Raw genomic sequence first — 2,424 nt, 5'->3', positions numbered from 1 at the left:
CTCCAGCCCCTGTCCCCCACCCACCATCTGGAGCCTCCCCATGACGACACCCGCTGTCGCTTCACCGCGCCTGAGCGGTGCCGAACTCGTGCTGCGCGTTCTGCGCGAAGAAGGCGTCGACCACGTCTTCGGCAACCCCGGGACCACCGAACTCCCCCTGATCCAGCAGCTGGCGGACCAACACGACATCACCTACGTGCTCGCACTCCAGGAAGCCTCCGCGGTGGCCATGGCGGACGGCCATGCCCGCATCGCAGGCCGCCCGTCCTTCGTCAACCTGCACGCGGCCGCGGGCCTCGGCAACGGCATCGGCGCGTTGACCAACGCCGCGGCCGCCCGCGTACCCATGGTGGTCACCGCAGGGCAGCAGGACCTGCGCCACCTCATCCGCGACCCGGTACTGGCGGGCGACCTGACGGGAATGGCCACGCCCACCGTCAAGTGGGCCCACCAGGTCGGCACCCGTGAGGAACTCGGCGAGGTACTGAGCCACGCCTTCCGGGTCGCCCAGGCGCCACCGACAGGACCGGTGTTCGTCTCACTACCGATGAACCTGCTGGACGAAATCGGCCCGCCCCCGCCACGACGTACGGCCGTGCGTTACGCCGCCGCCGCACCCACGGACGGCCTCGCCAAGCTGCTGAACGAAACCCCGGCCGATGACATCGCGCTGGTCTACGGGGACGAACTGGCGCGCCACGCTCCCGCCGAGGGCCTGGCCCTCGCCGAGGCACTCGGCGCCCCGGTGTGGGGAGCGGGCTGGCCGGCCACCAACCCCTTCCCCACAGCACATGCGCTGTGGCGCGGCTATCTGCCCACTCACCTGCCGGGCATCCGCTCCACACTCGCCCCGTTCCAACTGGTACTCGTCGTGGGATCCCGGACCTTCCCGCTCTACTACCCCTACGCTCCAGGACCGCTGTTGGACGAGGACACACACGTCGTCCAGATCTCCGCAGATCCGACGGGCCCCGGCCTCGACACCCCGGTCGACCGCGCGCTGAACGGGCATCTGAGGCCCACGCTGCGCGAGTTGCTCGCGTCGCTGCCGACCTCGGAGGCTCCCCAGCGAATGACGGCTGCACCACCAACCAGTCACGAAGACAAGCCACTTGAGCTGGAGAGTCTCTCTGCGACTCTGGCCGCCGCACTTCCCGACGACGCCCTGGTCGTCGACGAGGCGCCACACGCGGCACGCAGCATCCGCGCCGCACTGCGCCTGGAGGAGGCGAACCGGTACCAGTGGGTGTCGGGCGGCCTCGGGTGGGCCATGCCCGCGGCCATCGGCGTCAGCCTGGCCCACCCGGGCGGACGGGTGCTGTGCACGGTTGGCGACGGCGCCACCATGTACAGCCCGCAATCCCTCTGGACCGCAGCTCACTTGGGCCTCCCGATCGGCTTCGTCATCGCCAACAACCGCGAGTACCGCGTCCTGAAGGACAACTGGCACCACCGGCAACCAGGAGTGAAACGCCTCCTCGGCATGGACCTGACCCAACCCATGGTCGACTTCGCCGCCCTGGGGCAGTCCATGGGGGTGCCCAGCCGAAGTGTCAGCACGAGTGTTGAACTCATGGCAGCCATGCGGGACGGGTACGGCACTGGAGGTCCGTTCCTCGTCGAGGCCGTCCTCGACGAGGGCTAGTGACGAAGGCCCCAGAGGAACCGTAAGTGGCTGGCGCAGTACCCGTATCCCGTCCAGCCCGCCATCGCCGAGCCTTTCACCGTCGGCCTGGACATGCCGCACGACACCGGTTCGGCCTGTGCCACTCGGGATAGCCAACCGCTTGGCGCAGCCGAGCTCACTACGACGCGTCAGGAAAGGCGGTTCCCTGAATTGCTTTGCATCCCGGCGATGACTGCGGTCACTGTTGCCAGGCATCTGCTCACAGACCTTGCTTGTCCCCGAGCCCCATACACACGGTCGGCACCATCATCTCTCCCGCCCAGAGCCCACGCGAACGAAAGGCGACCTTCCGATCACCAGCAGTAATCGGAATAGCTCGTCTAGGGGGTACGGGAAGGCCGGCGAGACCTCGGACCGGACTTCACTGCGCCGTCCAAAAGGGCTTCTCAGGGAAATAGTCGGCGCCACCGATCTCGCAGAAACGGCCGGTAAGCTGCGCGTTCCTGCGTGGAGCCCTCTGGAGTGACGCGACCCGGAACGCGCCTCGATGCACGACCCGGAAGACGACCTGGAGCGCGACTCGGAGCGCGCATCCTCAATCTGGTCGTCTATGGCGCACAGGCACATCGCTTACCACGGCGGGCCTTGTCACCTACCACCGCAGGCCCGGGGGCGGATGCCCACGTTGGGTATCCGCTCTGGTCGGTCAGTGGCGAGACTGGCGGCCCCGGTGCGGTCCGGGATCCTGCGGGTGGAGCGCCTGCTGATCGTCCCGGCGCACCGGGCGCACCGCGTCG

General features: G+C 68.4%; 1 protein-coding gene and 1 pseudogene. One reads left to right on the top strand and one right to left on the bottom strand.

The annotated features are described in order from the left end of the window. The first annotated feature begins 40 nt into the window (after nt 1-40). Nucleotides 41-1,645, top strand: a complete 1,605-nt coding sequence (locus AOK22_RS16380) for a thiamine pyrophosphate-binding protein (protein ID WP_063795276.1) — start codon at nt 41-43, stop codon at nt 1,643-1,645. 2 nt (nt 1,646-1,647) lie between these two features. Here the strand turns inward: AOK22_RS16380 and AOK22_RS42770 are convergent. After that, nucleotides 1,648-1,755: pseudogene (locus tag AOK22_RS42770) on the bottom strand (IS982 family transposase); the annotation flags it as partial. Nucleotides 1,756-2,424: the final 669 nt, after the last annotated feature.

It is taken from the genome of Streptomyces silaceus, from assembly GCF_001419745.1.
Lineage (GTDB): Bacteria > Actinomycetota > Actinomycetes > Streptomycetales > Streptomycetaceae > Streptomyces > Streptomyces silaceus.
This window is presented reverse-complemented; position numbering and strand designations above follow the sequence as displayed.

Excerpts from the sequence above, each read along its gene's own strand:
- AOK22_RS16380 (WP_063795276.1), top strand. The coding sequence starts at position 41 with ATGACGACACCCGCTGTCGCTTCACCGCGCCTGAGCGGTGCCGAACTC.